This is a genomic window from Celeribacter sp. (genome assembly GCF_048259695.1).
Classification (GTDB): domain Bacteria; phylum Pseudomonadota; class Alphaproteobacteria; order Rhodobacterales; family Rhodobacteraceae; genus Celeribacter.
The window spans coordinates 100,153-125,189 of the sequence record NZ_JBLXHL010000003.1 but is presented as its reverse complement, the minus strand read 5'-3'; the positions used below and the strand labels follow the sequence as shown (position 1 = coordinate 125,189).

Genomic DNA, 25,037 nt, shown 5'->3' with positions numbered 1-25,037 from the left:
CCAAACGTTTTCCCCAAGTGAAAGGGGCATGATCGTCAGCGGCGGCGGGGAGACGCGCGGGCGGCGCGTGGACCCTAACGTCCCGACAGGTATCCGGCGATCGCGCTCAGGTCGTAACCTGCGCCCGCCGCCTGTTTCATAATGTCCCCGGCCGGTTGCTCGCCTGCTTGGGACAGCGCCCATGCCGTGACCGAGCGCGTGCCGGAGCGACAGTAAGCGTAAATCGGCCCATCCAGTTCCGCGAAGGCCTTTTTCGTCTCGTCGATCAGATCACCCGTGAATTGCCCCGGATAGATCGGCAGATAGAGGAAATTCAAACCCGCCGCTTTCACCGCCTGTGCCATCGCCTCCGATTGCAACGCGCCCTCGACTTCTTCGTCGGGACGATTGTCGATCACGGTGCGAAACCCTTTGTCCGCGAGAATCTGAACCTCTTCCAATGTGATTTGTCCGCTAACGGTAAGCCCGTCATTGACCGTATTAAAATCCATATCCGCCTCTCCTGATGTGTATGGGACCAACCCGCCCTGCCATGGCAAACCGGTGGCGCGGGCAGTCCCGTTCACACATCGGGTGAGACGTGTTCACAGACCGTTGACCGGCACCTTCAGAAAGGTTTTGCCATCTTGATCGGCGGGCGGCAACTCACCTGCGCGCATATTCACCTGCAAAGAGGGAATAATCAGCCGGGGCATGTCGAGTTGTGCATCGCGCTCTTCGCGAAACTTGACGAAATCGGCCTTTGTCTTGTCCCCACCGACATGGATATTGTGGGCTTTTTCATCGCCAACCGTGGTTTCCCACGCGATGGCGCGCCCGTTGGGGCCGTAGTCGTGGCACATGAACAGACGCATATCGTCAGGCAGCGACAGCACTTTCTGGATGCTGTCATAAAGTGTCGCGGCGTCTCCGCCCGGAAAATCGGCCCGCGCCGAACCGCCATCGGGCATAAACAGCGTGTCGCCGGTAAAGGTTGCGTTGCCCATTGTGTGCGTCATACAGGCGGGCGTGTGACCCGGTGTGTGCATGGTAAAGCAGGTCATTTCGCCAACAGTGTAGGTATCGCCGTCCTTGAACAAACGGTCGAACTGTGACCCGTCGCGTTGGAATTCCGTCCCCTCGTTGAACACCTTGCCGAACACGTCCTGCACGATGGTGATGTTTTCCCCGATGCCGATTTTGCCGCCCAGTTTGTCCTGAAGATAAGGCGCCGCCGACAGGTGATCGGCGTGGACATGCGTCTCGAGCAACCATTCGACCGACAGGTTGTTGTCGCGCACATAGGCAATGATCTCGTCCGCACTTTCATACGAAATGCGCCCCGCCGCGTAGTCGATGTCCATGACACTATCAACCACCGCACAGGCGTTCGAGGCGGGATCCTTGACCACATAGGAAATGGTCCATGTCGCAGGATCAAAGAAGGCTTTGACGTCAGGGGTCAGGGCCATATCAACGGGATAAGTCGCAGTCATATCTTTCTCCTCAAGTGTTTCAAGTGCGCGGATCACGCGCGGATTACCGGCTGCGGCGCATAGGGCGCTGCATCATAAATTTGGCCATGAAGATGCCGACAACCAGTGCGGCGAAAAAGATCAACACAGCCGGATCAAGTGTCCCGATCGCGGGAAGCGCGCCGCCCGGGCAAAAGCCCGCAATGCCCCACCCGATCCCGAATACCGCCGAACCGCCAATCAGTCTGGCGTCGATCACGCGGCTTGTCGGGACGTTGAACACGGGCTCGAACGCAGGGGTCTCAAAGCGTTTGAACACGGCGCGGTAGCCAAAGAACGTCACGACAACAGCACCGCCCATCACAAAGGCCAAGGACGGGTCCCAAGTGCCGAAGACGTCGAAAAAGTTGATCACTTTTGCGGGGTTGGCCATGCCGGACATGGAAATCCCGACGCCAAACACAAGGCCCGTGAGGTAGGTCAAAAGGTTTTTCATCCTCAGATCCCTCCCACCACATGGCGCACCACAAACACGGTGATCGCGGTGAAAATCATAAACGTAACGGTCGCGGTGATCGAGCGTGGCGACAGGCGCGCCATACCACAGACCCCGTGGCCGGAGGTACATCCCGATCCGAAGGTGACGCCAAGACCCACAATGATCCCGCCGATGACAAGCGCCACATTGGACACAGGCACGTCGATCGCGGGCATGTCCCCCGTAAAGATCCGGAAAACGAGCGGCCCCGAGACCATCCCCGCCAAAAGCAAGGCCCGCCATGTCCAGTCGGACGAACTTTGTGGCGTCATAAATCCCGCCAGAATACCTGTCGCGCCAAACACACGGCCCTGAAAGGCCATCAACATCACAGCGGACAGGCCGATAAGAATGCCGCCAATCAGCGAGGCCCAAGGTGTAAATTCGGTGATCATAGCGCCGCCCTCACAGTCGGGGCGGGCGTGGTCGTTGCCAGTTCAGTCATGTGCGTTTCCTTCGTCGTTGCGCTTTTCGCGCTTTGTTACAGCGTATTTACCCAATCCGGTGCCTGTCGTCGGTGAGTTTGTCACATAAGATGCAATAATTAAGATGTGTCGCATAGTTACGAGGCCCGATGGGCCGCCCCCCCTGTTGTAAAACGAAAAAGGCGCCAACGGTGTTTTCCGCGGCGCCTTTTTTACGTTGATAATCGTGTCGTCATCCGGACGGTCAGGTTACTCGCCCTGCGCATCCGCACGCGATTTCCCCGCAACGTTCTGCGCCAGAGTGGCCGCCATAAACCCGTCGAGATCACCGTCGAGAACACCCTTTGTATCGGAGGTCTCGTGGTTGGTGCGAAGGTCTTTGACCATCTGGTACGGCTGCAACACATAGGAGCGGATCTGGTTCCCCCACCCCGCATCGCCCGCGTTTTCGTGCGCCTCGTTGACCAGAGCCGAACGTTTGTCGAGTTCGATCTGGTACAGGCGCGATTTGAGCGCCTTCATCGCGATGTCGCGGTTCTGGTGTTGGGATTTTTCGGAGCTTGTCACCACGATCCCCGTGGGGTGGTGGGTGATGCGCACGGCGGAATCGGTGGTATTGACGTGCTGACCACCCGCCCCCGACGAGCGATAGGTGTCGATGCGGATATCGGACGGGTTCACCTCGATCTCGATATTGTCGTCGACCACAGGGTAGACTTTGACGGATGTAAACGAGGTATGGCGCTTGGCGGCGCTATCAAAGGGCGAGATCCGCACGAGGCGATGCACGCCGCTCTCCGATTTCAGCCACCCATAGGCATTGTGACCCGATATTTTGTAAGCGGCGGATTTGATCCCCGCCTCTTCGCCGGCACTCTCGGATTGCAACTCGACCTTATAGCCTTTCTTCTCGGCCCACCGGACATACATCCGCGCGAGCATCGATGCCCAGTCGCAGCTCTCGGTGCCGCCCGCGCCCGAGTTGATCTCAAGGAACGTATCGTTGCTATCGGCCTCGCCATCGAGAAGCGCCTCGAGCTCTTTCTCGGCGGCGGTAATTTCGAGCGCCTTGAGCGCCTCCTCGGCGTCGGTGATGACCTCTTGGTCCTCTTCCATCTCGCCCATCTCGATGAGTTCGATGTTGTCGTTCATATCCGTTTCGATACGCGTGGCCGTGTCCAGAGCATCCATCAACATCTGACGTTCACGCATCAGGGTTTGCGCCCGCTCGGGATCATCCCACAGGGTCGGATCCTCGATCATCGCATTGAATTCCTCCAAGCGATGCGGCGCGGTTTCCCAATCCAGACGCTGTTTCAACAACGCGACTGATTTGCGGATTTTCTCGACGGCGTTTTCGATCTCTGCGCGCACAGGGGCACCTTTCGGGAACTGGAATTTGTTCGTGCACAGATACGCGGGGACGCGCCCCGATACAAGCCCCGCGCCGCATCGCACCACGTGCAATCGGCGCGCAACCGGCGCATACGATCACTGCGGCCTTAGTATAGCCCGCCCGAAGACAGCGAATTGAAGGTCGCTTTTTTGGGGATTTTGATGGTCTGCCCGGAGGTGGTTTCCACCGCGCGTTCGCCGCTCTCGACCTCGCCGGCATCAAACATCGGCAAATCGGCACCCATCGCAAAGCCACCGTCGAACATCAGCCCGAACACCGGCTCTTCGCCATCGCGGAAATACTCGGCCACAACGTTGGCACCCGAGGCGTCGTCGGACAGGCGTGCGCCGGTAAAACGGTCGATCTTGATAAAGTGGCCGCCGGGGGGGACGCGGAATTTTCCGCCGCCGAATTTGGCCACGGCCTCTTGCATGAACTCGTTGAACACCGGACCACAAAAGCCGCCACCCGAGGCCCCCGGCATGGACCGCGGCGTGTCAAACCCGATGTAACAACCGGCCACGATGTTCGAGGTAAAGCCCACGAACCATGCATCCTTGCCATCGTTGGTCGTTCCGGTTTTGCCCGCCACAGGCACAGGCAGATCGATGCGGCCGCGGGCAGTACCACGCGAGACAACGCCCTGCATCATCGAGGTCAGCTGATAGGCGGTGATCGCATCCATCACGCGCTCGCGGTTCGACACGATTGTGGGCGCAACCCCCGGATCAAGCGCGGCGACATCGCATTCGCTACAGTCACGTTGATCGTGTTTGTAAACGGTGCGGCCAAACCGGTCCTGAACGCGGTCAACGAGGGTCGGCTCCACCCGCTCGCCGCCATTGGCAAACATCGCATAGGCCGACACCATTTTGTACAATGTGGTCTCTTCGGCCCCGAGCGAGGAGGCGAGGAATTGCCCCATCCGGTCATAAACACCAAAGCGTTCGGCATAGCCCGCGACCACATCCATGCCGACCTCTTGGGCCAGACGGATGGTCATCAGGTTGCGCGATTGCTCGATGCCTGTGCGCAGCGGCGTCGGGCCGTAGAATTGCCGCGAGGCGTTCTGGGGGCGCCAGACCCCTTGGGGTGTGTTGATCTCGATCGGCGCATCCACGACGATGGTGGCGGGCGTGAACCCGCTGTCGAGGGCCGCCGCATAGACAAAGGGTTTGAACGACGAGCCCGGTTGGCGCGTGGCCTGTGTGGCGCGGTTGAATACGGAATGCTGATAGGAAAACCCGCCCTGCATGGCGATCACGCGGCCCGTGTTCACGTCCATCGCGACAAAGCCGCCCTGCACCCCCGGCACCTGACGCAGGCTCCACCGGATCAGATCGCCGTCGCCATTATCGCCCGTTGTCATGCGGCGGATATGGACCACATCGCCGCGTTCGAAGTTGTCGGAGAACCCGCCGCGCATCCATTTGATGTCCTCGCGCGGCACCGTGACCTCGCCGGTGTCCTCGACCAGAACCGTCATGGATTGATCGGCAATCTGGTCGACCACCCCGACGGACCATCCGCCATCGAGCGTGATGTCGCGTGCCACGCGGGTCTCGCCAAGCGCCTGCTGCCATGTCCCCGCATCAATGGTGGCCGGATCAATGGCTTTGCCCGTCCCGCGCCAGACACCGCGCTCACGGTCAAGGGTTTCCAGACGCCCCTCAAGTGCGCGTGCGGCCACCGATTGCAATTCGGGATCAATGGTGGCGCGGATCGACAGTCCGCCCTCGAAAAACTCTTCCTCGCCAAAGTTCTGGGACAGTTGGCGGCGGATTTCATCCGTAAAATAATCGCGCGGCGGCAGCTGTTCGCGAAAGCCTTCGTAATCGCCGTTTTGCACCGACAGGATCGGCGTCAGGCGGGCGCGTTCATAGTCCTCTTGCGTCAGATAGCCGTTCTCGTACATCTCGCGCAGCACGAAATTACGGCGGGTCAGCGCGGCATCGTAGTTTTTGACGGGGTGATAGGAATAGGGCGCTTTGGGGTGGATCGCGAGGAATGCCGCCTCTTCGGGGGTAAGTTCGCTCAGCGTCTTGTTGAAATAGGTCTGTGCCGCAGCCGTCACCCCGAAGGAGCGCGCACCAAGGTCGATCTCGTTGAGATACAGCCCCAGAATTTCGTCTTTTGACAGGGTTTGTTCCAGACGCGAGGCAAGGATGATTTCCTTGATTTTCCGTTCGGCGGAGCGGTCGGAGGAGAGCAAAAAGTTCTTCATCACCTGTTGGGTAATGGTGGACGCTCCGCGCAACCGCCCCCCCTGCGCCGCCGAGATTGCGGCGGCCAACATGCCGCGAATGTCATAACCGGGGTGGTTATAAAAGTTCTTATCCTCGGCGGAAATAAAGGCGAATTTCACCAGATCGGGGATTTCGGTGGGCGGCGTATACAGACGGCGTTCACGGGCGAACTCGTCGATGATTTTACCCTCTCCGCTATAGACGCGCGAAATGGTGGGCGGTTGATATTGCGCCAGAGTTTCGTGATTGGGCAAATCGCGGCTGTACATCCAGAGCACGCCGCCGATCACCACCGCGAGCAAAATCAGCCCCGTTGTTACGAGTGAGAAAATCGTCCCGAAAAAAGAGAGTATAAACCGAAGCACGCAAATAGCCTTTCCCACCGTTGGAGCACACGCCAAGTGACTCGCCGCCCCAACTATTGGCCCTACTTATACACCCCATGGCCCATGGTCAAAACGAACCCGCGAAAATGTGACCGGTTGTGCGCGGGGCTTCGCCTGTCGCAAGGCCCCGCGAAAGGTCCATCGCACAACCGTCGCTTTACTTGCGCAGATTACGCGCCGCGGCACGATCGGCCTGTTGCCACGCGACCAGGGCATCACGCACCGCCCATGCCGCCTTGGCCCGCCACGCCGCATCGCCAAGTTTGGCGCGGTCCTTTTGCGACGATAAAAACCCGAGCTCCAACAAAACAGACGGAATATCCGCCGATTTGAGCACCGAAAACCCCGCCTCAAGGCGCGGACGCTTGTGCATCCCCACGCTTTGCTCAAGCGCCGCCACCAAAGCATCGGCCAAGGCCTCCGTGCGCGGTCGCGTCTCGGTGCGGGCCATGTCCAACAACACCCCCGCAATCACGTCATCCTGATCGCTCAGATCCACACCCGACAAGATGTCGGAGCGGTCATGGCGTTCGGCCAGTTTGCGCGACGCCTCGTCAGAGGCACGGTCCGCCAGAGTATAGACGGTCGCCCCCTCGGCGCGGCCCTCGGAAATCGCATCCGCGTGCAGCGATAGAAATACATCCGCCCCCGCCTCGCGGGCGCGGGTGATACGCGTCTCAAGCGGGACAAAGCTGTCATCCTCGCGGGTCAATGACACCTCGAACCCACCGGCACGGACCAAGGTGTCGCGCAACTCGCGGGCAAAGGTCAGCATCAGGTCGGCCTCCTTGACGCCATCACGCTCCGCGCCCGGATCAATGCCGCCATGCCCCGGATCGAGCACCACGACCAACGGCCCGCCCACGGGTCTGGACTGTGTGGGCAAGGAAACGGCCGCATTGGCCCGCTCGACCTGCGCCGCGGCGGGCGCCCCCGCACCGGCAACAAAGTGTTCGACATCCGTGGCTTCCATCGCCAAGCGCAAGACGGCACCGCTCGCATCGCGCGACATTTCCGCCATTTCGATTTTCAACGGGCGGTCAAGGTCGATCACCATGCGCGACCATCCGGGGCGAAACAACCCGACCCGCAGCCCCAAAACGGCCTGCGATTGCTCGAACGCACGGGCATCGAACCCCGTCCAATCCACCTCGGACAGGTCAATCACAAGGCGCATCGGGTCGCTCAGGGTGAAAATACGGAACGGCACGGGTTGCCCCATGCGCAGGTGCAGCCATGTGGTGGCGCCCTCATCGCGCAGATACGACCCCGCGTTCGACGCAGGGGTCAGCGCGGTAAACCCGTCCTGTGCCGATGCGGCAAACGGGGCGGCGGCCAACGCCAACGCCACACCTGCCGCCCTCAAAAATCGCAGCCCTACCCCGATCACACCCACACCCTATCCATTCGCCTCATCGCATACTTTGGTTTCGCCGCACTCTAACGGCGCATCCCCCGCGATCCTAGCCCTTGGTGCGGTTGCTCATAAACTCGTGAAGCCGCGACAGCCCCTCGCGGATGTCCGCCGTCGAACGGGCATAGGAAAACCGCAGGGTTCGCGCCCCGCGCACAGGGTCGAAATCCAACCCCGGCGTGACGGCCACCCCCGCCTGATCGAGGATCTCGGCGCAAAAGGCACGGCTGTCACCGGTCAACTCCGATACATCGGCATAGATATAGAACGCCCCGTCAGGCGGCGCGATCTTGTCAAAGCCGATCTTTGGCAACGCCTCCATCATCAGGCGCCGGTTTTCGGCGTAGACCCCGACATGGGCGTCGCATTCATCGCGCCCTTGCAAGGCGCCAAGGGCCGCAATCTGTGCGGCGTGGGGCGGACAGATGAACAGGTTTTGCGCCAAACGTTCGATCACCCGCACATGATCCTGTGGCACCACCATCCACCCGATGCGCCACCCCGTCATGGAGAAATATTTGGAAAACGAATTGATGACATAGACATCATCGCTGACCTCCAACGCCGTCACGGCGCGTTTGTCGTACTGCACACCGTGGTAAATCTCGTCGGAGATGAACGAAATGCCTTTGGCCGCACAGGTCTCGATCAGGGCCGCCATCGCCGCACGGTCCAACATCGTGCCGGAGGGGTTGCCCGGACTGGCGACAATCAACCCGTCCACATCGTCGGGAATTTGTGTCGGCACCGGTTGCAGCCGGTTTTCGGGGGTGGATTGAATGCCCACGGGTGTGATGTCCAATGCACTCAGGATCTGGCGATAGGACGGATACCCCGGTTCGCCCAAGGCCACTTTGGCCCCGGCGTCAAACAGCGCGGTAAAGGCAAGGATGAAGGCGCCCGAGGACCCTGACGTGACCACGACACGGGACGGATCGACGGTGACACCATACCAGTCGGCATAAAGCCCCGCGATGGCGTGGCGCAATTCGGGCAGCCCAAGCGCCACGGTGTAGCCCAATGGGCCGTCTTCCATCGCGGCGGCCAGTTTGGCGCGGGCTTTGGCGGGGGCGCCGGTTGACGGCTGGCCCACTTCCATATGGATCACGTGACGGCCCGCGTCCTCGGCGGCGCGGGCGGCCTCCATCACATCCATGACAATAAACGGATCAACGTTGCTACGGCGGGAAGTTTTCATCAGCAGGCCTTTTGGTTCGGGTGTTGCCCAACCGATGCCAGTTGGGGGGCGAAATTGCAACGGCTCGCCGGCACCGGCCCGTCCCAAATCGCACCAAACCGCACCGGATGCGACCACCGGTCACGCAACTGTTGGGTGGACCCGCGCGGGCGATGTGGTAGACGCGTTGGGAACAGTTTTGAACGGAGAGATATCTCATGGCCCAACACCGCTTTTTGGCCCGCCTTCCGGCCCACTTTTTGCCCCGCGCTCTGACCCGCTTTGGCACCGCCACCCTTTTGGCGGCCACCACGGTATCGGGGGCTTATGCCCTTGACCTCAACGCGATGACCGATGCCGAACGCACCGCCTTCGGGGCCGAAATCCGGGCCTATCTGTTGGAAAATCCCGAAGTCTTGATGGAGGCGGTCGACGTCTACAACCAGCGCCAACAAGCCGCACAAGAGGCCGGCGAAGCGGATCTCATTGCCGCCCATGCCGCCGATCTGTTCGAGGCCGAGGGCGATCTGGTCTATGGCAACCCAGACGCCGATCTGGTGTTCGTCGAGTTCTCCGATTACCGCTGTGGCTACTGCAAAAAAGCCTATCCCGATGTGAAGGCGCTGTTGGAAAAAGACGGCAATATCAAACTCATCGTCAAAGAATTCCCGATCCTTGGCGAAGAGAGCGTTCTGGCAGCCCGCTTTGCCCTGGCGGTGCGCACCGTGGGCGGTGTCGAGGCCTATGACGCGATCCACCATGAATTGATGACCGCCCGTGGCAACGTCACCGAGGGCAGTTTGAAACGGATGGCCAAGGATCTTGATCTGGATACGGATGCGGTCATGGCCGCGCTCGACAGTGACGAGGTGAACACCATTTTGGGTCGCAACCAACAGCTTGGCCAGATTTTCCAGATTTCCGGCACACCGACCTTTGTGATGGGTCAAGAGCTTGTGCGTGGCTATGTGCCGTTTGACGCCATGACCGAGATTGTCGCGGAGCTGCGCGAAAAGGGCTAAACCCGCCTGACGCGCCCCTCCGGCCCCGAAAAAAGCCCCGCTCATTGGCGGGGCTTTTATGTCTGGACCGATGCGCGCGGTGTCGCATTGAGGCGGACTATCCGGCGGCGTCGTCAGCGGCAGCGAGGCTCGCGGCCAGTTCGGCGGCTTTGGCCTCGACCTGTTCGACGATGTGTTCCACCATGCGCTCGTTGTCCATCTTGTGGCTTTGCTTGCCGCCCAGATAGACCATGCCGTGGCCCGCGCCGCCGCCCGTCCACCCGACGTCGGTCATCAACGCCTCACCGGGACCGTTGACGACACAGCCGATAATCGACAGCGACATCGGCGTTTTGATATGTTCGAGACGCTGCTCCAACGCTTCAACCGTTTTGATCACGTCAAACCCCTGACGCGCACAGGACGGACAGGAAATAATGTTCACACCACGGTGGCGCAGGCCGAGCGATTTCAGGATTTCATAGCCAACCTTGACCTCCTCGACCGGATCCGCCGACAGGCTCACACGGATGGTATCGCCGATGCCCATCCACAACAATTGCCCCATGCCGATGGCCGATTTGATCGTGCCGGACATCAAACCGCCCGCCTCGGTGATGCCAAGGTGGATCGGCGCGTCGGTGGCCTCGGCCAATTGTTGATAGGCGGCGGACGCGAGGAACACGTCGGAGGCCTTGACCGAGATTTTGAAGTTGTGGAAATCGTTATCCTCGAGAATTTTGATGTGGTCGAGACCACTTTCCACCATCGCCTCGGGACAGGGTTCGCCATATTTCTCAAGCAGATGACGTTCCAACGAGCCGCCATTGACGCCAATGCGGATCGAACAGTTGTGATCCTTGGCCGCTTTGATCACCTCTTTGACGCGGCTCTCGTCACCGATATTGCCGGGGTTGATGCGCAAACACGCCGCTCCCGCCTCGGCCGCCTCGATCGCGCGTTTGTAGTGAAAATGGATATCGGCCACGATCGGCACGGGGCTTTCGCGGCAAATTTCCTTGAGCGCTTTGGTCGCGGCCACATCGGGGGCGGAGATGCGGACAATGTCGGCACCGGCTTCGGCGGCACGGATCACCTGACCCAAGGTCGCTTTGACATCACCGCTGTCGGTGTTGGTCATGGTTTGCACGGTGATCGGTGCGTCGCCCCCCACAGGCACATCGCCCACCCAGATTTTACGGCTGACGCGGCGCTCGATATTGCGCCAGGGGCGGATCGGATTGTGGGACATGGGGTGCGGTCCTTGCGGCAGGGAGTTTGTCACGCCCTTGATACGGCGCGCGGTGCGGGCGTGCAAGCACCCGACACCCTTGATCGCGCACAGGTGAGGTGCCGGACAGGCCCGATAAGACAGATGAAAGCGGCGGTGTTACTGTGACGCGGGTGTCGCGGTCACGTCGTTTTGTGCCACGCGGAACATCTCCGCCACGCCTTCGTTCGCGGCGAGATCAACCGGCTGAAACGACTCGGAAACAGCCGCCACGGACAGCGCGATGTTTTTCACCACAGAGCCGGATCCGCCGGCGGGGCCATAGGCCTGACCGTTGACGGCGAAATAGACGCCCCCCGCGTTACCGGTGCGCAAAAACGGCGCGTCCTCGGTGGCGGGTAGAACGTAGCGTTCTCCGGCGTTGAGGATTTTCTCGAACAGGATAGAGCCATCAGCGGAGCTGACGCGCACCCATGTGGCATTGACCGCAACGACAGCCAATTCGGGGGCATCGGCCTCGACCACCTGAATTGGCGCATTTGCAAAACCATCGTTCAACGCCGCATCGGCAATCTGGCCGGACATGGCATTCAAACGATCCTCGGCGCTTTCGGCCCCCAGAGAGCCGACAGAGCGCGGATCAAGGGTCGCAATCGGGCCATCGCGCGGCACGAGCACAGGCACATCGAGGGCTTGCGGACGGTACAGGCGATTGAACGCATCGGCGGAGGGGGCCGCGATGCCCACGCCTTCGTCGAGGGCGGCCACAACCGTTTGCTGTGTGGATTGAACGGGTGCGGTTTCGGCCACCAGACCGGGGGTTTGGTCGACGGGGGCCAATTGCACCTTTTGAATTTCTTTGAGGACGGACCAACCACCGAACCCGATCACACCGACGAGCAACAACAATACGGCGGTGGAGCCAATCGCCCCGGGTTCGACTTTCGCCAGAAAGCTTTCGCCACGCGGCACAAAGCTTGCGTTGGGATCAGAGAACGGGTCGCGTTTGACATTCGGCTTTGTCGCAACTGCGGCGGCGCGCTTGCTCGAGGCCTCGGGTGCCATGCCATGCGCAACGGCAAAGCCGCTTTCGGCGCAAAAGCGCACAAAGGCCCAGTCGGGATCAAGACCGAGATAGCGGGCATAAGACCGCACATAGCCCGCGATGAACCCTTGGGTTTCAAATACGCTCGGGTCCGCGTTTTCAATGGCGGCAATATAGGTGGCTTTGATTTTGAGTTCGCGTTGGACATCCAAAAGAGATTTGGACTGAGTCGCACGTTCCCCACGCATGACGTCCCCGAGCTTAAGCTCGAAATCGTCAAAGCCGCGAGGTTCACTTACCTCTTCGACGGGTGGTTTGCTCCACCGTCCTATCATGCGAACTGCCCCTGTCTTTTGTCCCCTACACCGTTCGAATCGCTCCGAACGGTGTTAAATACTTACCACAGCATAAATAGGGTCGCACAGGGAGAAACTATGGTTAACCCGCCAACTCGGCACGATTCAGCGCACAATGGCTCCAAAGCGCGTCGAGACCGTGAATGAGTGCATCCATTTCGCGCGGTCCGTGAACGGGCGACGGGGTAAACCGCAACCGCTCTGTGCCACGCGGCACAGTCGGGAAGTTCACCGGCTGAACGTAGATGCCGTATTGCTCAAGCAACATGTCGGACATCAGCTTGGTATGTTTGGGATCGCCCACGATCAGCGGCACAATATGCGAGCCATGATCGGTGATCGGCAGGCCGAGACCTTTGAGACGCGTTTTCAGGATCACCGCCTGGGTTTGGTGGTGTTCGCGCAAAGCGACACCGCCCTCGCCCTTGAGGTGGGTAATCGAGGCTGCGGCCCCTGCGGCCACGGCGGGCGGAAGCGAGGTGGTGAAAATGAAGCCGGGCGCATAGGAGCGCACCGCATCACACATTTTCGCGGAGGCGGCGATATAGCCCCCGAACACGCCGACCGCCTTGCCAAGTGTGCCGTTGACGATATCGATCCGGTCCATCAGGCCATCGCGCTCGGCCACACCGGCGCCACGCGCACCATACAGGCCAACCGCGTGAACCTCGTCGATGTAGGTCAGTGCGCCGAATTCGTCCGCAAGATCAAGCATTTCCTCGATCGGGCCGAAATCGCCGTCCATCGAGTAGACGGATTCGAATGCGATCAGCTTGGGCGCGTCCTTGTCGGAGGCCTCAAGCAATGCACGCAGATGCGCCATGTCGTTGTGGCGGAAAATGCATTTCGCACCGCCATTGCGGCGAATGCCTTCGATCATCGAGGCGTGGTTCAATTCATCGGAATAGGTGATGAGACCGGGAAACAATTTCGGCAGCGTCGACAGTGTTGCGTCATTGGCGATATAGGCCGACGAGAACACCAGAGCGGCTTCTTTGTTGTGCCAATCGGCAAGCTCGGCCTCAAGGCGTTTGTGGTAGACGGTGGTGCCGGAAATATTGCGCGTGCCACCAGAGCCCGCACCCGTTGCATCCACGGCGTCCTTCATGGCGGTCAACACATCGGGGTGCTGACCCATGCCGAGGTAATCGTTGCCACACCAGACAGTCACCGGCTTTTCGGTGCCATCGGGTTTCTTCCACGTTGCGTGGGGGAAATTACCGCGCTTGCGCTCAATGTCGATAAAGGTGCGGTACCGCCCCTCGTCATGGAGCCGCTGCAACGCCTCGTCAAGCTTCGCCGTATAATCCACTGGTAGTCCTTTCGCGCGTCTTTCGTTCGACCCTTTTAGCAAGCCCGGATCCAAAAAGCGACCTCGTATTCACAAATCGCTACCTATTGTCACCGAGGGGTCAAATCCATCCTGTTCGTCGCTTGTAGTCTTAGCTGATCTAAAATTCGTTTAAGAATGATCTATGTCAACCCGTGCCCAATCTCTGGACACTGCAAATCCGCCCGTTACTGTGCGGCAAAAGCGCCCGCATATCCCGAAAGGTTTCCGATCATGGCCAAACGCCTCTCCCCCGTCCTCGACCGCATTGATACAGACCTCGACGCCGCCGTGGCGCGACTGCTTGATTTGCTTGCGATTCCCTCGATTTCAACCGACCCCGCATACAAGGCCGATTGCGCCCGCGCCGCCGATTGGCTCGTGGCCGATCTGGCGACACTGGGCGTCAAAGCCGAAACCATCGCCACCCCCGGACATCCGATGGTGATGGGGCATGTGGACGGTCCTGCGGGCAAAGACACACCACATCTTGTGTTTTACGGCCACTATGACGTGCAGCCGGTCGACCCGCTCACCCTTTGGGCCAAGGACCCGTTTGCCCCCGCCGTCGAGGCCACCGCGAAAGGCGATGTCATCCGTGGACGCGGTTCGTCGGACGACAAGGGACAGTTGATGACCTTTGTCGAGGCCTGTCGCGCATGGGTGGCCGAGCATGGGCAATTGCCGTGCGAAATCACCTTTTTCTTCGAAGGCGAGGAAGAAAGCGGATCGCCCTCGCTCGTCCCGTTTATGAAAGAGTACAAAGACCGCCTCAAAGGCGACGTGGCGCTGATTTGTGACACCGGCCTGTTCGGCCATGACACCCCCGCGATTGTGACCATGCTGCGCGGATTGATGGGCGAGGAAATCACCATCAAGGCCGCCGACAAGGACCTGCACTCGGGCATGTATGGCGGACCGGCGCAAAACCCGATCCGCGTCCTCACCCGCATCCTCGCGGGGCTGCACGACGATCAGGGCCGCGTGACACTCGACGGGTTTTATGACGGCGTGCCGGAGCTGCCCGCCGATGTCGCGGCCCAGTGGCAGGCCTTGGGATTTGAACACGAGGCCTTTCTGGGCGAGGTCGGGTTGAACCTGCCCGCGGGCGAACACGACCGCACCGCACTGGAAATGATCTGGTCTCGCCCGACGATGGAATTTAACGGCATTACAGGTGGTTACACAGGTGACGGGTTCAAAACCGTGCTGCCTGCGCAAGCCTCGGCCAAGGTCTCCGCCCGTCTTGTCGGCACGCAAGATCCGCATAAAATCCGCGAGAGCCTACGCGCCTATGTCGAGGCCCGCCTGCCCGCCGATTGCACCGTTGAATTCCACCCGCACGGCGCCTCGCCCGCCTCGGTGATGGAAACCGCGCACCCTGCGTTCGAGGCCACGCGCCGCGCCCTGTCCGATGAATGGCCCAACGAGGCCGCCTTTATCGGCTGTGGCGGGTCGATCCCGATTGCGGGGTATTTCAAAAAGATCGTCGGCGTTGACGCCCTGCTCACCGGATTTGGTCGCGACGATGACGCAATCCATAGCCCCAACGAGAAATACGACCTCGAATGCTTTCACAAAGGCATCCGTTCGTGGGCGCGTATACTCGACGCCGTCAGCACAAAGGCGAAAGGCTAATCCGCGTGACCCTGTCAGACATGATCGTGCGCGTGCTACGCCTTATCGGGGCCGCACTTGTCGTGACGGGGCTTGCCCTCGGGGCGCTGTGGTGGTCGGGCAAGCCGCCCAAAGACCTGCAAGGCATCTGGATCACCAATGGCTACGGCCTCGTGGTCCAGATCACGCCCTTCACCATCGCCCTGCACGAAATCACGCCGGTGTCGTGTTTGCCAAGTCTCAGCCTGCCCGCGCATCTGGGCATGGCGCGGCGTCTGGCGGGGTATTCCTTTGACGTCCAAGGCGACGATCTGACCATCGGGGTGGCCGATGTGCTCGACGATGTGCGGGCCTACCGCGTGGATGCGCTCCCCGATCAATGTCTGCACGGCAAAATGGCGGGGCCGCTTGAAACCTTTGACGTCTTTTGGCGCACCTTTGACACCCATTACCCCAACTTTGCGCTATTCGGCGTCGATTGGGAGGCGCGGCGCACCGAAGCGTTGGAGGCGCTCGCCGGGAGTTTCGACCCCCAACACCTGTCGGATGTGATGGCCCGTTCCGTGCGCGGCCTTGAGGATGCCCACGTCAACCTGTTGACGCCCTCGGGGGATTTTTCGCCTCTGGCTCCGGCCCCGTGGGACCGCGATCAACGCGCCTTTTGGCAGGTCACCGACAGCTATCTGCTGGCCGAACGCCAGTTTATCGAGACAAGCGGCGTGCGCCACGGGTGGCTTGCCGGCGAGATCGCCTATATCGGCCTCCACCACATGGAAACCGAACCGCCACTGGGCCAACCGATGGCCGATGAGGCCGTGCGGGTGGTCGCTCAATTGTCCGAGATTTACGCGAGCGCCAAGGGCGTGATCGTCGACCTGCGCACCAATTCCGGCGGCTCCGATCCCGTCGCATTGACCTACGCAGGTCTGTTTTCCGCCACCGACTGGCCCGCAGGGTCCAAACGCACGCAAATCCTGAAGGGCTATATGACGGCCCCGACCCCCGTGACGGGGCGCGGATCACCCGCGCCTATTGTGGCCCCCGTGGTGGTGTTGACCAGTTCCGAAACGGCCTCCTCGGCGGAGATATTCGTCATGGCGGCGCGCGAACTGGATCAGGTAACGGTGATGGGCGAAAACACCACGGGATCACTGTCGGATGTGATGGTGCGGACCCTGCCCAACAAATGGCAATTCACCCTGTCCCATCAGGTCTACACCTCTGTGCGCGGCGAAAATTTCGAGGGCGCGGGCATCCCGCCCGATCTACCCTATGCCGTTGACGCAACAGGGTTTTCACAGGGAAAAGACACGATGTTGGAGGCCGCACTGGCGCATCTGTCGAACCGATAACCTGCGCCGTCAACCGGCGTTGCGCCGTGATCCGCGCAACAGTTTAAGCGCCAACAACACCCACGGCAGGCCGTGAAACAACAGATCAAAGATGTCGACGGGGCGCACAAGCCCGCCGGCCACAAGCATCCTGAGCTTTTCCCAGACATGCGGCGCAGGCACGAAGGGCGCAAGCCCAAGCGTGAGACAGATCAAAATCAGGGAGGAAAGCGGGAGGGCGTCTATATATTTCATCGCCCCACTATGGTGGCGGATGGAAGGCGCGTCTGTGAGTTTGTCACGTACCCGCCCCCGCAGCCACACATGCAAAAGAGCGCCCGCCAAGGCGCTCGTTCAACGGCGACACCCGTGACACCCGATCAATCACGTGGTCCATCATGAAAAGTGGAAAATGGTGGGTGATAAGAGATTTGAACTCCTGACATCTTCGATGTGAACGAAGCGCTCTACCACTGAGCTAATCACCCGCCGTGGCGCGGTATTTAACGCCACGGGTTTACTGATGCAAGGGTGAAAACCCGAAAAATCAATCGTGCTTTTCGTCGGTAAATTCGGCCGGCTCATCCGGTGCTTTGGCGGCCTCGACCATCGATTTGGAGCGACGGATCTTGGTAATCATGATATGGGCGTTTGGCGCCTCTTTCATACGGTTGACCGACAGTTTGCCAAGCGGCGGCAAGTTGACGTTTTCACCGCGCTGCAAGGTGTCGCCCAATTCCATCAACACGGCATCCACGATCTTTTTCGCGGTGCCCCGTTTGACGCCTGCGGCCTCGCTCACACGGTCCAGAAAATCCTTCTTGCCCAGTTCCGTCACCACAGCGGCCACAGGCACGTCCAGATTGTTCGAGGATACAAGCGTTGGCTTGGCGGCTTTGGCGGCCGCGGATTTCGCAACGGAGGCTTTGGCCGCCGCAACTTTGGACGCCGGTTTAGGCGCGGATGTGTCGGTGGGGGTGTTTTTTGGGCTCTTGGCCATGATCCATATCTCACTAGAGAAAAACGATGCCGCACCATAACGCGCATCGTCACGAAACTAAAGTTCCAAGACGGGGCGGCGGCGGTTCGGACCCAAAGGGGGGCAAATCGAACACAAGTGAGACAAAATCGCCCGCTTTGAACAAAGGTTGCACAATATTCACACGAAAAAGGGCGCCCCGAAGGGCGCCCGTTCCCGTTTCGAACAGTCACATTTCGAACATTCAGGCCGGTTTGCGTGGTGGCCCGTTGTGGTGGCCCGTTAATGCGCCACCGCAGCTTGGGCCGGATCGTTTCCGGCGGTGATTTTAGCCAGTCGCGCGGCCTCCTCGGCTTTGTCGTCCCACTCCACCGCCTCGGGTTGACGCACAAGGGCGTGTTTGAGCACTTCGGACACGTGGCTCACGGGGATGATTTCGAGACCCGCTTTGACGTTATCGGGAATGTCCGCGAGGTCCTTGACGTTTTCCTCGGGGATCAGAACCGTGGTGATACCGCCACGCAGAGCGGCGAGCAGTTTCTCCTTGAGGCCGCCAATCGCCGTGGCATTGCCCCGCAGACTGACCTCACCCGTCATCGCGATATCCTTGCGCACGGGAATTTGCGTGAGCACCGACACAATGGTTGTGACCATCGCCAACCCCGCCGATGGGCCGTCTTTGGGCGTCGCGCCATCAGGCACGTGGACGTGAATGTCCATCGTGTCGAACAGCGGCGGTTTCACCCCGATGGAGGGCGCGATCGAGCGCACATAGGAGCTTGCCGCCTCGATGCTCTCTTTCATCACATCACCGAGCTTGCCGGTGGTTTTCATGCGCCCCTTACCCGGCAGTTTGAGGGCTTCGATCTGCAACAGATCCCCGCCCACGGAGGTATAGGCCAGACCGGTGACAACACCGATTTGATCGTCTTTCTCGGCCAACCCGTGGCGGAACCGCTGCACGCCGAGATACTCCTCCAGATTGTCGGAGGTGATCGTAACGCTTTCGACCTGTTTCTTGACCAGTTTGGTCACAGCTTTGCGCGCCACTTTGGCGAATTCGCGCTCGAGGTTCCGAACGCCCGCTTCGCGGGTGTAATAACGGATCACATCAATCAACCCGTCATCGGTGATCGAAAATTCCTTGGCTTTGAGGCCGTGGTTCTTGATCTGCTTGGGGATCAGGTGCTGTTTGGCGATCTCGAACTTCTCGTCCTCGGTGTAGCCCGACAGCGGGATGATCTCCATGCGGTCAAGCAGCGGTCCGGGCATGTTGTAGCTGTTGGAGGTGGTCAGGAACATCACGTTGGAGAGGTCATACTCGACCTCCATATAGTGATCCACAAAGGTGGAGTTCTGTTCCGGATCAAGCACTTCGAGCATCGCGGACGCGGGATCGCCACGCATGTCCTGACCCATCTTGTCGATCTCGTCGAGCAAGATAAGCGGGTTGGTGGTTTTGGCCTTTTTGAGCGCCTGGATAATCTTTCCGGGCATGGAGCCGATGTAGGTGCGGCGGTGGCCGCGGATCTCGGACTCGTCACGCACGCCGCCCAAAGAGATGCGAATGAACTCGCGCCCCGTGGCCTTGGCGACCGATTTGCCCAAGCTCGTTTTCCCCACACCGGGAGGGCCCACAAGGCACATGATCGGGCCTTTGAGTTTCTGGCTGCGCTGTTGCACGGCGAGATATTCAACGATGCGCTCTTTGACCTTTTCCAAACCGTAGTGATCGGTATCAAGGATCTCCTCGGCGCGGTTCAAATCCTTTTTGACGCGCGATTTGGTCCCCCACGGGATCGACAACATCCAGTCAAGGTAGTTGCGCACGACCGTGGCTTCCGCCGACATCGGGCTCATGTTCTTGAGCTTTTTCAGCTCGGCCTCGGCCTTTTCCTTGGCCTCTTTGGAAAACTTGGTCGCGGCGATTTTGGCCTCTAGTTCGGCCACTTCGCCCGCGCCCTCCTCGCCATCACCGAGTTCCTTTTGAATGGCCTTCATTTGCTCATTCAAATAGTACTCGCGCTGTGTGCGCTCCATCTGCGATTTGACGCGGGTTTTGATTTTTTTCTCGACGTGCAGCACGGACATTTCGCCCTGCATCATGCCGTAGACCGCCTCAAGACGCGCCTCGACCGAGAGCGTTTCAAGCAGCTTTTGCTTTTGCTCGACATCCACGCCCAAGTGACCCGATACAAGATCGGCCAGTTTGGCGCTGTCGCGCGCTTCCGAGACGGCCACCATAGCCTCCTCGGGAATGTTCTTTTTGATCTTGGCGTAGCGCTCAAACTCCTCGGCCACGGCCCGCACCAACGCGGTCACGGTGGCGGCGTCCCCCTGTGTTTCCTCAAGCGGTTCGATTTTGGCGAGGAAAAACGGCTCATGCGCCTCGAAGCTCGCGATTTTGACGCGGGTTTGCCCCTCGACCAACACTTTGACCGTGCCGTCGGGCAGTTTGAGCAATTGCAGCACATTGGCCAACACGCCCGTGCGGTAAATCGCGTCCGCTTCGGGATCATCCAGTGCAGGGTCCATCTGGGCCGACAGCAAAATCTGTTGGTCGTTCGCCATCACCTCTTCGAGGGCTTTCACGGATTTGTCGCGGCCAACAAACAGCGGCACAACCATATGCGGGAACACCACAATGTCGCGAAGGGGCAGAACGGGGTAGCTTTGGGTTTGCTCGTGCATTTTTTATCCTTATCTTGGCAAAAAGACCCAATCCCGCTTGGGCGGCAATTCGTGGTCTTTTCCGTCTTGGTCTTTACATTTGGGGGACGCGCCCGAAATTTCAACCACAACGACAGGTCGTTTTGCACGGAAGTGTGCCTGTCCGCGCACGGTGCCGCAAGCGCATAATTCCGACCCTTTCGGGAAACATTCGCGCATCCGCAGGCCATCTATGCCCACAGATGCGATCAATCTTACCATTTGCTTGACGCCATCGGGTTTTTAAGGGAAAAAAGAGACGTAAGGTTAACCAAAGGTTTTTTTATGCCCGAAGCTTTCACCATCCTCCTGCTCCTTTTGCTCGGTGGGACCGCCATGTTCACGGGCTCGGATGATCTGGACGATGACGGGCCGTCCGGTGGCGATGGCGACCCAGACGTCGAGAGCCTTTAAATCTTTCCCTATAGTCCGATATGATCCCGCTCACCGTCATCGTTCCGTTTTACAACGAAACGGCATTTTTGCATGCGGCGCTCACCTCGATCCAGTCTCAACGCATTGAAGGCGTTGAAATCATTGTCGTAAATGATAATCCCGAGGCGTTTTCCCCCGCCGATCTCGCCCGCCTCACCGCGGGGTTTAACGTCACCGTTTTACACCACGATCAAAACAGCGGCCTGTCTGCGGCGCGCAACACCGGTCTGGCCGTGGCACGCGGCACCTATATCGGCTTTCTCGACGCCGACGATTATTACACCACACGTGGATTAGAGCGCCAGTTTGCCTATGCGATGCAGACCCGCGCCGATATGGTCCATGCCTGTTGCTATCTGGGAACCGCAGGCAGCGCCGAGACACAGATTTTGCCGCGAGACAAACTGTTGCACCTCAAACAGCGCGTCACCCGTGGCCTCAAGGGCGGCGAAGAGGCACAGTTTATCGTCTCCTCATGGTCGAGCCTGTACAGCCGCGCGTTTCTGGCTGAGTTCGATCTGGCATTTGACACCGAACAGCGCAAATTCGAGGACCGTCTGTTTGTGCTCGACTGCGTCACCCGCGCCCGCTCCATCGCCTATCTGGGCGAACCCGTGCGGGTCTGGCGGCGGCGGGCGGGATCGATTTCGGTCACCTCGGAAGGGTTTGAAACCCATAGGCTACAGGTCCAGTTGATCGAGAAATGCATGGGCCTCGTTCGGGCGCGGGTTGCCGATCGCTCCTTGCCCAAGCGCTATCAAAAACGCGAGTTGTTCAACACCGTCTCGCGGCTGATCTGGGATATGGATGTGATCCGCGCACTCGTCGAGAACCGCTATGACGTGGCCTACGCCGAACTGGGGCAACGCATCGCGGCCCTTTTGGGCGACGACCGGTTCGGCAACGCGGTGTTCGACGATGCAATGGTGCGCAAAACCTCGCGGATCGGGATGCGCACAAAACGCGGGCTGATCCGCCGCGTCGACTTTTTCGAGTTGCACCGCGCCCTGCGCACGGGTGATTTCAAGGCGGCACACAAGGTCCTGTTACGCCGCGCCCCCGCGCCCGCGGACCTGCCGCCTGCCCCGCCAAAGTTTAACGCCAAACGGCTTGTGCTGCACATCGGCCAACACAAAACCGGATCGACCTATCTACAACACCAATTGATCGCCCACCGCGAGGCGCTCAAATCGCGCGGCATTCTGGTCCCGCTCACGGGCTTTGCCCAAGAGGACCAGTTCGACACCCGCACAGGGGGGACACCGGGGCATCAGGGATTGCTTTTTGCCCTGCGGGCCGCTGACGAAGCCGTATGGGACGCGCTTTGGCGCGAGGTGCGCAAAAGCGGGGCGCACACCGTGGTGATCTCGTGCGAAAACATGGGGTTGCCCACGGCGTCTGACCGCGAGGCGGCGATTGCCGCCCTCATGCACAGGTTTAGCGGATTTGGGACCGTGGATGTGGTGGCCTTTCACCGCAACCCGATGCGCTATGCGGAATCCTTTTACCGTGAATGGGTGGCCTGTGGCCGCGCTATGGGCGCGCGCAGTTACGACGAATTTCTGGTCGACTTCGGCGCGGCGCTTTTGAACCTGCCGACACAGGTTGCGCCGTTCGAGGCCGCAACCGGCCATCCCGTCAAACTGGCCGATTTCGACACGGCCCGTCAGGGTGCGGGGATCTGGCCCGCGTTTTGCGCCTTGGCCGGTCTGGACCTTGACGGGCACAGCGGTCTGCCTGCGGCCCCCGCGCCCCACTACAAAAGCTATAGCCGTGAAACCACGGATTTCTTGCGCCTTGTCAACATGTTACAGCCGTACTTGCACATTCGACAACGGATTTTACGCGGCTATTTTGCCACCGCCCCCGATGGTGATCCCGTGCAAAGTGCGCTGCCCCCTGCGGCGCGTTTGGCGCTTTTGGATCAATGGGAAGATCAATCCGCCGACTGTGCTGCCGCCCGTGGATACGCCCCCGACACGGGCGCATGGCGCACCGCCTTGGCCCAAGAGGACTGGAGCCCGTCCACGGGGGCAAGCCACGCCCAGATCACCGCGCTATTGGCAGCAACGGCCAGTGCCTTGCCACAGGGACCACCGACCGAGACGGCCCCCACACCCCGGCCCGCAGCCCCCCGCAAAAGCGGGCGCAAACGGCGCAAACGCCGCATTCATCCACGTCCGTGGGTCTATAATACCTATGACTGGATCACACAGCGCCTCCCGTTTTCGCGGCGCTAGTGTTCGGGGTGCGGGTGTTCAGGGCGCGGGTGTTCAGGGCGCGGGTGTCAAAAGAGCGGTGCCTGTGATCTCCGACAGCCCCCAATCGCCACTGTAATCCACCTCGAAAACCATCACGACCTTATCGGTGAAATAGGGGATCAACGTGACCTGCCCCGCAAAGCCCTCGCCCCCCACAAAGGAGCCGGAAAGTTGTGGCAAATCTTCGGGACCGCAGGGCGTCAGGGACACGGCATCCGCGATCCATTCGGCCTCGGCCGTCCACAACAGATCATCCACGGCGTCCACATCGTAAACCGGTGCGCCAAGTGTCAACGCAACCGGATCACGGACCAGATTGCCAAGGAAGGCATCGGACAGATCCCCATCGGGAGACAGCGTGGCACGGTCATCGGCAAAGGTCTTGGTGGTCGACACGGTTTCGGCCTCGACCTGAACCGACAGATCGCCCGCGAACGCCCCCGCAAGGGCCGCCAGAACACGGTCGGCATCGCTCCACCCGCACAGGCTTTCGCCCGCCATTACCGGTGTCGCGAAGAGCGTGAGGGCAAGCGCCGTGGCGGTCCGTGCGGTCATTGTCATACCCTCACACAGGCTCGATATCGCCAAGCGCACGGGTGTCGTGGAACTCTTTTTCCCACGCGGCAAACCGCCCCGCCGCGATGGCGTCCCGCATCCCCTGCATGATCTCCTGATAATAATGCAGGTTGTGCCAGGTCAGCAGCATCCCCGAAATCATCTCGCCGGCGCGGAACACATGGTGCAGGTAGGCGCGGGAATATTTCGAGCACGCCGGACAGGTGCAAGCCTCGTCCAGAGGGCGCGGATCGTCGGCGTGACGGGCGTTTTTGATGTTGACCACACCGCGCCGCGTGAACGCCTGACCTGTGCGGCCGGAGCGCGATGGCAACACGCAATCCATCATATCGACGCCACGTTTGACCGCGCCCACAATGTCGTCGGGCTTGCCCACGCCCATCAGATAGCGCGGCTTGTCTTGGGGCAGTTGATCGGGCGCGTAGTCCAGACAGTCGAACATCGCCTCTTGTCCCTCGCCCACGGCCAGACCGCCAATGGCGTAGCCCTCGAACCCGATTTTGGTCAGCGCCTCGGCGCTCTCGCCGCGCAAGTCCTCTTCCAAACCGCCTTGTTGAATACCGAACAGCGCATGCCCCGGACGATCGCCAAAGGCCTCGCGCGACCGCGCGGCCCACCGCATCGACAGGCGCATGCTTTCGGTGATGCGCGCACGGTCGGCAGGAAGCGCGGGGCATTCGTCGAACGCCATCACAATGTCCGACCCCAACAAACGCTGGATTTCCATCGACCGCTCGGGCGTCAATTCGTGTTTGGAGCCGTCGATATGGGAGCGAAACGTCACGCCCTTTTCGGTCAGCTTGCGCAGCTCGGCGAGGCTCATCACCTGAAACCCGCCGCTGTCGGTGAGGATCGGCTTGTCCCAGTTCATAAACTTGTGCAGCCCGCCCAACCGGTCAATGCGTTCCGCCGTGGGGCGCAGCATCAAATGGTAGGTATTGCCGAGCAAAATATCCGCCCCCGTGGCCGCGACGCTTTCGGGCATCATCGCCTTGACCGTTGCGGCGGTGCCGACGGGCATAAAGGCGGGCGTGCGAATGTCACCGCGCGGGGTGGAAATAACGCCCGTGCGGGCTTTGCCATCTGTGGCGGCGAGGGAAAACGAGAATCTTTGTGTCATGGGCGCTGCA

The 25,037-nt window shown here is 60.3% G+C and carries 21 protein-coding genes, 1 tRNA gene and 1 pseudogene; 5 read left to right on the top strand and 18 right to left on the bottom strand.

The window, feature by feature from the left end; genetic code table 11:
• Positions 1–74 precede the first annotated feature (74 nt).
• From ACN0Q0_RS06490 to ACN0Q0_RS06455, 8 genes are all read right to left on the bottom strand, one after another.
• On the bottom strand, positions 75–491 hold the full coding sequence (locus ACN0Q0_RS06490) for a TIGR01244 family sulfur transferase (RefSeq protein ID WP_417242570.1): 417 nt from the start codon (positions 489–491) through the stop codon (positions 75–77).
• Between the two features lie 93 nt (positions 492–584).
• Positions 585–1,475, bottom strand: coding sequence for an MBL fold metallo-hydrolase (locus ACN0Q0_RS06485; protein WP_417242569.1), 891 nt, complete (start codon positions 1,473–1,475; stop codon positions 585–587).
• Between the two features lie 43 nt (positions 1,476–1,518).
• Positions 1,519–1,950, bottom strand: coding sequence for a DUF6691 family protein (locus ACN0Q0_RS06480; protein ID WP_417242568.1), 432 nt, complete (start codon positions 1,948–1,950; stop codon positions 1,519–1,521).
• A gap of 2 nt (positions 1,951–1,952) precedes the next feature.
• Positions 1,953–2,387 (bottom strand): YeeE/YedE family protein, encoded by a 435-nt coding sequence (locus tag ACN0Q0_RS06475; protein ID WP_417242567.1) that lies wholly within the window; start codon positions 2,385–2,387, stop codon positions 1,953–1,955.
• A 279-nt stretch (positions 2,388–2,666) separates the two neighbouring features.
• A complete protein-coding gene (prfB, locus tag ACN0Q0_RS06470; protein WP_417242566.1) occupies positions 2,667–3,791 on the bottom strand; it encodes a peptide chain release factor 2 in 1,125 nt (374 codons plus the stop codon).
• A 128-nt stretch (positions 3,792–3,919) separates the two neighbouring features.
• The gene (locus tag ACN0Q0_RS06465; protein ID WP_417242565.1) at positions 3,920–6,424 is read right to left on the bottom strand and encodes a penicillin-binding protein 1A; all 2,505 of its coding nucleotides are present in this window, start codon (positions 6,422–6,424) and stop codon (positions 3,920–3,922) included.
• 178 nt (positions 6,425–6,602) lie between these two features.
• Positions 6,603–7,796 carry an N-acetylmuramoyl-L-alanine amidase gene (locus ACN0Q0_RS06460; RefSeq protein WP_417242564.1) on the bottom strand — a complete coding sequence of 398 codons (1,194 nt, stop codon included), beginning with the start codon at positions 7,794–7,796 and terminating at the stop codon, positions 6,603–6,605.
• Positions 7,797–7,908: 112 nt separating this feature from the next.
• Positions 7,909–9,057 carry a pyridoxal phosphate-dependent aminotransferase gene (locus ACN0Q0_RS06455; RefSeq protein WP_417242563.1) on the bottom strand — a complete coding sequence of 383 codons (1,149 nt, stop codon included), beginning with the start codon at positions 9,055–9,057 and terminating at the stop codon, positions 7,909–7,911.
• 197 nt (positions 9,058–9,254) lie between these two features.
• Between ACN0Q0_RS06455 and ACN0Q0_RS06450 the strand changes: the two genes are divergently transcribed.
• A complete protein-coding gene (locus ACN0Q0_RS06450; RefSeq protein WP_417242562.1) occupies positions 9,255–10,058 on the top strand; it encodes a DsbA family protein in 804 nt (267 codons plus the stop codon).
• Between the two features lie 97 nt (positions 10,059–10,155).
• Here ACN0Q0_RS06450 and ispG read toward each other — a convergent pair whose 3' ends face one another.
• The 4 genes and pseudogenes from ispG to hemA form a co-directional block, all read right to left on the bottom strand.
• Entirely contained in the window at positions 10,156–11,289 is a 1,134-nt protein-coding gene (ispG, locus tag ACN0Q0_RS06445) for a flavodoxin-dependent (E)-4-hydroxy-3-methylbut-2-enyl-diphosphate synthase (RefSeq protein ID WP_417242561.1), read from the bottom strand.
• A 138-nt stretch (positions 11,290–11,427) separates the two neighbouring features.
• A complete protein-coding gene (locus tag ACN0Q0_RS06440) occupies positions 11,428–12,333 on the bottom strand; it encodes a DUF4115 domain-containing protein (protein ID WP_417242867.1) in 906 nt (301 codons plus the stop codon).
• A 63-nt stretch (positions 12,334–12,396) separates the two neighbouring features.
• Positions 12,397–12,561, bottom strand: a pseudogene (locus ACN0Q0_RS06435) (helix-turn-helix domain-containing protein); the annotation flags it as partial.
• A gap of 190 nt (positions 12,562–12,751) precedes the next feature.
• Entirely contained in the window at positions 12,752–13,981 is a 1,230-nt protein-coding gene (hemA, locus tag ACN0Q0_RS06430) for a 5-aminolevulinate synthase (RefSeq protein ID WP_417242560.1), read from the bottom strand.
• Positions 13,982–14,233: 252 nt separating this feature from the next.
• Here hemA and ACN0Q0_RS06425 point away from each other — a divergent pair, with 252 nt between their 5' ends.
• Both ACN0Q0_RS06425 and ACN0Q0_RS06420 read left to right on the top strand, forming a co-directional pair.
• Complete coding sequence (locus tag ACN0Q0_RS06425) at positions 14,234–15,637, top strand: M20/M25/M40 family metallo-hydrolase (protein ID WP_417242559.1); 1,404 nt, start codon at positions 14,234–14,236, stop codon at positions 15,635–15,637.
• A 5-nt stretch (positions 15,638–15,642) separates the two neighbouring features.
• Positions 15,643–16,968 (top strand): S41 family peptidase, encoded by a 1,326-nt coding sequence (locus ACN0Q0_RS06420; protein WP_417242558.1) that lies wholly within the window; start codon positions 15,643–15,645, stop codon positions 16,966–16,968.
• Between the two features lie 9 nt (positions 16,969–16,977).
• Here the strand turns inward: ACN0Q0_RS06420 and ACN0Q0_RS06415 are convergent, their stop codons facing one another.
• From ACN0Q0_RS06415 to lon, 4 genes are all read right to left on the bottom strand, one after another.
• The gene (locus tag ACN0Q0_RS06415; RefSeq protein WP_417242557.1) at positions 16,978–17,202 is read right to left on the bottom strand and encodes an RND transporter; all 225 of its coding nucleotides are present in this window, start codon (positions 17,200–17,202) and stop codon (positions 16,978–16,980) included.
• 158 nt (positions 17,203–17,360) lie between these two features.
• Positions 17,361–17,435 (bottom strand) — tRNA-Val (locus ACN0Q0_RS06410).
• Between the two features lie 59 nt (positions 17,436–17,494).
• Positions 17,495–17,947 (bottom strand): HU family DNA-binding protein, encoded by a 453-nt coding sequence (locus ACN0Q0_RS06405; RefSeq protein WP_417242556.1) that lies wholly within the window; start codon positions 17,945–17,947, stop codon positions 17,495–17,497.
• 261 nt (positions 17,948–18,208) lie between these two features.
• On the bottom strand, positions 18,209–20,617 hold the full coding sequence (lon, locus tag ACN0Q0_RS06400; RefSeq protein ID WP_417242555.1) for an endopeptidase La: 2,409 nt from the start codon (positions 20,615–20,617) through the stop codon (positions 18,209–18,211).
• A gap of 303 nt (positions 20,618–20,920) precedes the next feature.
• Here lon and ACN0Q0_RS06395 point away from each other — a divergent pair, with 303 nt between their 5' ends.
• Both ACN0Q0_RS06395 and ACN0Q0_RS06390 read left to right on the top strand, forming a co-directional pair.
• Positions 20,921–21,049, top strand: coding sequence for a hypothetical protein (locus ACN0Q0_RS06395; protein WP_417242554.1), 129 nt, complete (start codon positions 20,921–20,923; stop codon positions 21,047–21,049).
• Positions 21,050–21,069: 20 nt separating this feature from the next.
• Entirely contained in the window at positions 21,070–23,310 is a 2,241-nt protein-coding gene (locus ACN0Q0_RS06390; RefSeq protein WP_417242553.1) for a glycosyltransferase family 2 protein, read from the top strand.
• Positions 23,311–23,343: 33 nt separating this feature from the next.
• On the opposite strand, the gene ACN0Q0_RS06385 is transcribed toward ACN0Q0_RS06390, so the two are convergent.
• Together ACN0Q0_RS06385 and tgt are read right to left on the bottom strand one after the other, a co-directional pair.
• The gene (locus tag ACN0Q0_RS06385) at positions 23,344–23,886 is read right to left on the bottom strand and encodes a hypothetical protein (RefSeq protein WP_417242552.1); all 543 of its coding nucleotides are present in this window, start codon (positions 23,884–23,886) and stop codon (positions 23,344–23,346) included.
• Positions 23,887–23,896: 10 nt separating this feature from the next.
• The gene (gene tgt / locus ACN0Q0_RS06380; RefSeq protein WP_417242551.1) at positions 23,897–25,027 is read right to left on the bottom strand and encodes a tRNA guanosine(34) transglycosylase Tgt; all 1,131 of its coding nucleotides are present in this window, start codon (positions 25,025–25,027) and stop codon (positions 23,897–23,899) included.
• Positions 25,028–25,037: the final 10 nt, after the last annotated feature.